Raw genomic sequence first — 7,283 nt, forward strand, 5'->3', positions numbered from 1 at the left:
GTGCTAAAAGAAGATTTGAAAAAACTACCGGGCGTGGTCTCGACCGGACTTTCATCTAGTGTTCCTGGAATCTCAAACAACTCGGCCTATTCCATTATAGAAAACAATATGGGCGATGATCAGGTGTCCAATCTCGATGCCTATTTTGTGGATTATGATTTTGTGTCCCAATTTGGTCTGGATATTATCGCCGGAAGGGATTTTTCCCGGGATTTCGCGACCGATTCAACGGAAGCGATGATCGTAAACGAACAGACTGTTAAATTTTTCGGATACAGCAGTCCATCAGAAGCCTTGGGAGCAAAATTCTCGCAGTGGGGCAAAGAAGGACAAATCATTGGTGTGGTCAAGGATTTCCATTTCAAATCACTCAAAGAAAACATCAAGCCGATGACCTTGGCGTTCGGAACCCCGAAGGCGGATTTATTGGCCGTTAAAATTCGCCCGGATGATGTTCAAGGCACGCTTGCCGCGATACAGGAAAAGTGGGAAGCTATCCTACCGAACGACACCTTCAATTATTATTTTTTGGATGAAGCTTTCGATCGCCAGTACAGGGCACAAGAGCGTTTCGGCAACCTTTTCCTAGCCTTTGCATTTCTGGCAATCTTAATCTCCTGTCTTGGCCTATTGGGATTGGCCGCCTACAGTACCCTCCAAAGAAAACGTGAAATCGGAATCCGTAAGGTCATCGGTTCGTCCGTATTCGGTATCGTAAACCTGATATCCAAAGAATTTTTAAAACTAATAGGTATAGCGTTCTTAATCGCAACGCCCGTGGCCTGGTTCGTTATGGACGCTTGGTTACAGGACTTCGCCTATCGTATCGATATCGAATGGTGGGTGTTTGCTTTGGCTGGAGCCTCAACGTTAGTAATTGCGATGCTGACGGTCAGCTTTCATGCCATAAAAGCGGCTCTGGCCAATCCGGTAAAAAGCCTTAGGACTGAATAAACGAAATTAAAAAATGGGAACCATGTTTAGGAACTATCTAAAAATCGCTTGGCGAAACCTGACAAAAAACAAGCAGCAGACCATCATCAACCTTTTGGGACTGACCGTGGGAACGGTTAGCTGTCTGACTATACTGCTCTATGTTTTTGCTCAATTCGGTTACGATCAGCAGCATGAGAATGCCGAGTCTATTTATCGGGTACGCACGGTTATTGAAAGGTCGGGGCAAGATGATTTTATCTCCGCTGCCACTGGCCCCCCGACCGGCCCCGCCATGAAAGCGGATTTTCCCGAGGTTACCGAAGCCAGTCGTATCGTACGCAACGACGGATTCGGGATTAAGCCGGTCCGTGCTACGGGAAGCGAAGATGGGTATTATGAACCTAGATGTTATTTGGCCGATTCTACGGTTTTCAAGGTATTCAGCTATAAATTTCTAGAGGGCACAACGAAAACCGCCTTGAACGCGCCCAACACCGTAGTGCTTTCCGCTGCATTGGCCAAAAAGCTATTTGGTAATGAAAAATGCTTGAATCAAACGATGGAATGGGGCGCCGGGGAAGAGGCGGAAACCTTAACGGTTACCGGTGTTTTTGACGAGACTTTTGGAAAATCGCACCTAAACCCCAATTACTTTGTCAGTATGAACACGCCGGGCATAGGAGAGTTCGTGAGGACCATGGACAACTTTAGGACCAACAATTATGTATATACCTATGTGAGTTTGGTGCCTGGTACGAATGCTGTGGGGCTACAGTCGAAACTTCCGGAATTTTTAAGATCCCATGGCGGGGAGTCGGTTGCGGATAAAAAAATCTTCCTTGAAAAAGTAACGGGAATACATCTCTATTCCAAAGACATAAAATTTCAATTGGATAAGGTCTCAAGTATCGAATATCTGTATTTTCTGTTGACTTTGGCCTATTTTATCCAACTGGTAGCCTGTATCAATTTTATCAATCTCAGTACGGCCCGTGCAAACAAACGTGCCAAAGAAATTGGGGTACGGAAAGTGGTCGGCGCTGGAAAAAATGCACTGGTGCGGCAGTTTTTAGGGGAGTCGGTATTACTTTCCTTCTTTGCCGTGCTGATCAGCATTCCAATAACCCTGTTGCTTTTAGGGCCGATAAATAAATTGACTCAAAGCGCTCTAGTATATACCGACCTTTTCAACCTCCAAATTTTATTGATAATCCTTGGTTTGGGCATCTTCACAGGCTTTGTAGCCGGTATCTATCCTGCGTTGGTGCTATCCTCCATAAAACCGGTAAAAGTATTGAAAGGAGCTATCAGCCTGCAATCGGGAAGCGGAACGTTCCGAAAAGCGTTGGTAGTTTTTCAATTTGTAGTATCCATCGGCCTTGTCGCTGCGGTAATCATCATCACCCAACAGTTCAATTATACACAGCACAAGGATTTGGGCTTCAACAAAGAAAATCTGATCAATGTGCGCATGGGCAGCAGCGCGGTAACCGATAATTACGAGGCCCTCAAATCACAGTTTTTAGGAGTATCCGGAGTGTCGGACGTTGCCAGATTCCGTTATTCCCCAGCGGAAAGGGTGTTAAACGATTTCAACCTCTACCTCCCGGGAAAAGATCCTGAAAAGGCCATTAACATACAGAACAACGCCATAAGCGAGGATTATTTCAAAACCATGAAAATCCATATGTTGAAGGGCCGGGAACTTCGCGAAGGCGACGAGATGCAGATAGTCGTAAACGAATCCGTTTTAAAATACCTTGATATCGATCCTGAAAATGCATTGGGCACAAAAATTTTGAATACCCGAGGGGATGAAACCATGGAATTCGAGATTGTGGGCGTAGCCGAAGATTTTCACTTCGCCGATTTCAAAACCGCGATCGAGCCTTTGGTACTCTACAAATCAAGCCGTCTTAATTGGATGGTACTCCGTACTGAAAATACCAACTACGAACAACTTTTAGGGCAATTGGAACAAATCTGGAAATCGACGGTGACCAACGTGCCCTTTACCTATGCTTTTATGGATCGGGAGGTAGGTAAAATGTATGAGGAGGAAAAACGCCTGGGAAATATTTCCATGGTGTTCACCATCATCGCCATTCTCATCAGTTGCCTCGGCCTCTTCGGTCTGATATCGTATGTCGCAGAGCAAAAGAAAAAGGAAATCGGTATCCGAAAGGTGTTGGGGGCGAGTATCGGTTCGGTAGTACGGTTACTGACCAAAGACTTTCTAAAACTGGTACTTGTCGCTTTTGTAATAGCGACCCCGGTGGCCTATTACTTTATGAATCGCTGGTTGGAAGCCTATACATATCGCATCGATGTTCAGTGGTGGGTATTCTTGCTGGCAGGTGGTTTTGCCTTGATTATTACCATCTTTACGGTAGGTTTTCAGTCGCTAAAGTCGGCTTTGGCCAACCCGGTGAAAAGTTTGCGGACGGAGTGAAAAAGGGGGAGTGAAAAAAATAAAAAACCAGAAACATGCTAAAAAACTATCTAAAAATCGCTTGGCGAAGCCTATGGAAGAACAAAGGCTACAGTGCCCTCAATATTTTTGGGCTCGCCATTGGTATAACCTGTGCCAGCCTGATTTTGCTTTAGGTCGAGGACGAAGTAAATTTTGATAGCGTTTTTCCCAAACAAGATGTGGTTTATTATGTGCCGACCAATCAAAATTATGAAGGGGAATGGCGTACGTTCTATTCAACACCGATGCTTTTGGCCCGAGACTTAAAAGCTGAAATACCCGAGATTGTAAGGTCGGCAGCAACATCTCCCCAAAACTTGCTTTTTACGGAAGACGATAATGCTGTCAATAGAAGGGGAAGATATGCCAATGCCGATTTTTTTGAAATATTCAGTCTCCAGTTTGTGGAAGGAAATGGAAAAACTGCCTTTGACCGCCCGGATGCCATAGTGTTGACGCAAAAAACCGTATCGGATCTATTCGGAAGCAACACCCCCGTTTTGAATAAGGTGCTCCGGGTAGACAATACCGATAACTATGTTATTACCGGAGTTGTTAAAAATTTGCCCCGGAACGTAAGCTTCGGTTTCGACTGGCTGGCTCCGTTTGAGCGCTATTCTTCAGGTGTGGAATGGATGCAGGAATATGGCAGTAATTTTACGGACACCTTTGTAGAATTGGCTCCCGGAGCGGACTTTGATGAAGTAGAGGCCAAAGTGCGAAAAATGATTCCTTCAAAGATCGAGCAGGCCCAAACGTACGCTTTTTTGCATCCTATGAAAGATTGGCACCTACGATCCAAATTTGAAGGAGGGAAAAAAGTAGGGGGTCAAATCACCTATGTACGCCTGTTTACGCTTATCGCTCTAATCATCCTATTGATTGCCTGTATCAATTTCATGAACCTATCCACCGCAAGAAGCGAAAAACGGGCCAGAGAAGTAGGAGTGCGAAAAGTACTGGGGTCCGGTAGAAAAAGTTTGATTTCTCAATTTATGGCCGAGGCCATGATTACCGCATCTATTGCAGCAACGGTTAGTATCCTCTTGCTAATAATGCTTTTGCCACAGTTCAACGTTATTGTGGAAAAACAGATTGAACTTCGGTTATTTGACCCGCTACATGTACTACCCCTGTTGGGTATTACCCTCATTTGCGGACTGCTTGCGGGGTGGTATCCGGCTCTTTATTTATCCTCGTTCAAACCCGTTGAAATAATAAAGGGTGTAAACACCAAAGATGGTACTGCAACCCTGATTCGAAAAGGACTGGTAGTAGCCCAATTTGGCGTTTCCATCATATTTATCATCAGCACCATTATCGTTTACCAGCAGGTGCGGCATGTAAAAAGCCGGGATATGGGATATCAAAAAGAGAATCTCATCAAAATGAATGTAAATGGTGATATGGTTAAAAATTTCAACCCTATTAAACAGGACATGATTGCTTCGGGCATGATTGAAAACGTAGCACTTAACAATTCCGAAATACTTTCCAGTGGTAACGATGGTTCAGGTTTTGAATGGCAAGGCGGCACAAATACAGAAGATGTACTTATTTCCTTTAGACACATCAGTTCTAATTTTTTGGAAACTGCGGGCATGAAAATCGTTGATGGTAGGGGCTTTGGCGAAAACGTCGCTTCGGATAGTTCCAATGTCATGATTTCACAGTCCCTAGCCAAAATGATGGGTGCTCGAAGTGCTGTGGGCAAGACGATTAGTCGGGGGTAAGAACTCGCACCGTTATCGGAGTTGTACAGGATTATTTGTACGGTGATATGTACGGCAAAAGTGAACCTGTATTGTTTTTCAACAATCCTGACTATGCAAATTTCATGTATGTAAGGGCCAAACCTGGTTTTGCAGTGCCCAAAACCCTGGCCGCTATTGAAGAGGTTATGAAAAAATACAATCCTGCGTTTCCCTTTGAATATGAATTTGTGGACGATGCCTTTAACGCCATGTTCAAAAATGAAAAACTGGTGGGCAGCCTTTCTCAAATCTTTGCCTTGTTAGCCATCATCATTTCCTGTCTGGGCTTGTTCGGTCTTTCTGCCTATACCGCGGAGCAACGCCGGAAAGAAATTGGTGTACGCAAGGTGCTGGGATCCAGCGTTACGGGAATCGTGCAGTTACTGTCGAAAGACTTCATGCGATTGGTGTTGGTCTCCATAGTATTGGCCATACCCTTCGCATGGTGGGGGATGCATCGTTGGCTGGAAAGTTTTGCCTATCGCATCGAGATCAACTGGTGGGTGTTTGCCCTTGCCGGTCTTGCCGCAATCTGTATTGCGCTTTTAACAGTAAGCTTTCAGGCGGTGAAGGCGGCGAGTGCGAACCCGGTGAAGAGTTTGCGGGCGGAGTGATAAAAGTATCTGCATGTCGGTGCACTGAGCTTGTCGAAGTGTGTTGCCGACACAAGAGGCCTCCTTGTGTCTAGAATAGAAAGTTGAACCAAACCAAAAAAATCGGAAAAAGCCGTGGGCAACCCTATGACCTCATTTGAGAAATATTCGCTAAATTTGAAATAAAAAAGATGATAGTCGAAAGACAGAACAACGAAATCCTAGTAAGATTTTCCGCTGGTAACAAAGCCTCCAAGATTCAATCCATTTTGGACTATTTGAGATATGAGGAACTTACCTCAAAATCAAAGGCCACAGAAAAAAATCTGGACCTGCTGTTAAAAGAGGCCAAAAAGGGCAGATTGGACAAATTCAAAAAAGAAACTGGACTCGATGGATAAAATCATCGTCGATTCTAATATTCTTTTCAGCGCGATTATGAACCTGAACAGTAATATTGGCCAAATCCTGATCAATGGGCGGCAGACCCGCAAAAAAGAACCGCCCCGGCCTTAAGAAAAAATCACCAAGTTGATTCCTTTATATGTTACTTAGAGATAAACCCCAATTTTTAGGGCTTATCTTCGAACAAAATATAATGGCCGCCGAAAGCTATACGTCACTAAATCACAGTGAAATGTAATGCTCCCGTTGGATGAGTACGAAGTGGATTTCTTTGCGCTGAACGATGTGAAAAAATTTGTATCGGATCGGCTTAAGCAGAGTGTCAATATATTGTACAGTGCCTGTAAAAATATTTTACACAACAACAATATTGTTTAAATCAAATATCTCGTAAAACACTAATAATAAGGTAGTTGAAAAGATGGCATGAAAATAGTCTTGATATAATTCAAAGATTATAAACATCATGCTAAGAAACCACCTAAAACTATCCCTCCGCAACCTCTGGAAAAACAGGTTGCTCTCCCTGCTGAACCTTCTTGGACTGAGCATCGGGATCGGGAGCGTACTGACCTTGATTTTCTCCGTATACGCCTATTATACTGCAGATTCGAATTTAGAAGGTCAAGAGCACATTTATTACTTGAAAACGACACGGACTAACGGCCATAGTTTCAATGACAATGTGTTTCCCTTATTGGATGAAATCATAAAATCGTCTCCAGAGGTTATTGCGGGCACCCATGTGCATGGGTGGGGAAATATGTGGTTGGAACACGGCGAATCAGAACTGCAGGAACGGAACGACTATGTGGACACCGATTTTTTTGAGGTATTCTCGTTGCCCCTAAAATACGGGGATTCAAAGACGGCCCTCAAGAAGAAATATTCCATTATCTTAACGGATAGGGTGAGCCAAAAGATTTTCGGGGAAAAGAACCCCGTAGGGGAGACCTTAATAGCAGATGATTCCTTGCACGTGACCGTTACGGGTGTTTTTGAGCCTATCAGTCCATATTCTTCGTTTCGTTTGGGTGTCGTACTATCCAACGAATTGTTGAAGGATAACCCGAGTTTTACAGCGAATTCCGGTTGGGACAATAGTTTTACCCCAAGCTATTT

The 7,283-nt window shown here is 44.1% G+C and carries 8 protein-coding genes; all 8 read left to right on the forward strand.

Annotated features, from left to right (window positions below; translation table 11 throughout):
* Positions 1–954, forward strand: a 954-nt coding sequence (locus ACEW8S_RS00245) for an ABC transporter permease (RefSeq protein ID WP_373516189.1), incomplete at its 5' end; no start/stop codon positions are given.
* Positions 955–976: 22 nt separating this feature from the next.
* Positions 977–3,388: an ABC transporter permease gene (locus ACEW8S_RS00250; protein ID WP_373516190.1), complete on the forward strand. Its 2,412-nt coding sequence runs from the start codon at positions 977–979 to the stop codon at positions 3,386–3,388.
* A gap of 35 nt (positions 3,389–3,423) precedes the next feature.
* Complete coding sequence (locus ACEW8S_RS00255) at positions 3,424–3,543, forward strand: ABC transporter permease (protein WP_373516191.1); 120 nt, start codon at positions 3,424–3,426, stop codon at positions 3,541–3,543.
* A gap of 45 nt (positions 3,544–3,588) precedes the next feature.
* Positions 3,589–5,142 carry an ABC transporter permease gene (locus tag ACEW8S_RS00260; protein ID WP_373516192.1) on the forward strand — a complete coding sequence of 518 codons (1,554 nt, stop codon included), beginning with the start codon at positions 3,589–3,591 and terminating at the stop codon, positions 5,140–5,142.
* A 134-nt stretch (positions 5,143–5,276) separates the two neighbouring features.
* Positions 5,277–5,777 (forward strand): ABC transporter permease, encoded by a 501-nt coding sequence (locus ACEW8S_RS00265; protein ID WP_373516193.1) that lies wholly within the window; start codon positions 5,277–5,279, stop codon positions 5,775–5,777.
* A gap of 170 nt (positions 5,778–5,947) precedes the next feature.
* On the forward strand, positions 5,948–6,157 hold the full coding sequence (locus ACEW8S_RS00270; RefSeq protein WP_373516194.1) for a hypothetical protein: 210 nt from the start codon (positions 5,948–5,950) through the stop codon (positions 6,155–6,157).
* Positions 6,150–6,272: a hypothetical protein gene (locus tag ACEW8S_RS00275; RefSeq protein ID WP_373516195.1), complete on the forward strand. Its 123-nt coding sequence runs from the start codon at positions 6,150–6,152 to the stop codon at positions 6,270–6,272. Before ACEW8S_RS00270 ends, ACEW8S_RS00275 begins: the two co-directional genes overlap by 8 nt.
* Before the next feature lie 355 nt (positions 6,273–6,627).
* Positions 6,628–7,283 (forward strand): ABC transporter permease (locus ACEW8S_RS00280; RefSeq protein ID WP_373516196.1); only part of this gene is annotated, 656 nt, incomplete at its 3' end.

It is taken from the genome of Pricia sp., assembly GCF_041745955.1.
Lineage (GTDB): Bacteria > Bacteroidota > Bacteroidia > Flavobacteriales > Flavobacteriaceae > Pricia.

Bases quoted from the DNA above. Each gene is read 5' to 3' on its own strand.
- ACEW8S_RS00270 (WP_373516194.1), top strand. From the start codon at position 5,948: ATGATAGTCGAAAGACAGAACAACGAAATCCTAGTAAGATTTTCCGCT.
- ACEW8S_RS00275 (WP_373516195.1), top strand. From the start codon at position 6,150: ATGGATAAAATCATCGTCGATTCTAATATTCTTTTCAGCGCGATTATG.
- ACEW8S_RS00250 (WP_373516190.1), top strand. From the start codon at position 977: ATGTTTAGGAACTATCTAAAAATCGCTTGGCGAAACCTGACAAAAAAC.
- ACEW8S_RS00255 (WP_373516191.1), top strand. From the start codon at position 3,424: ATGCTAAAAAACTATCTAAAAATCGCTTGGCGAAGCCTATGGAAGAAC.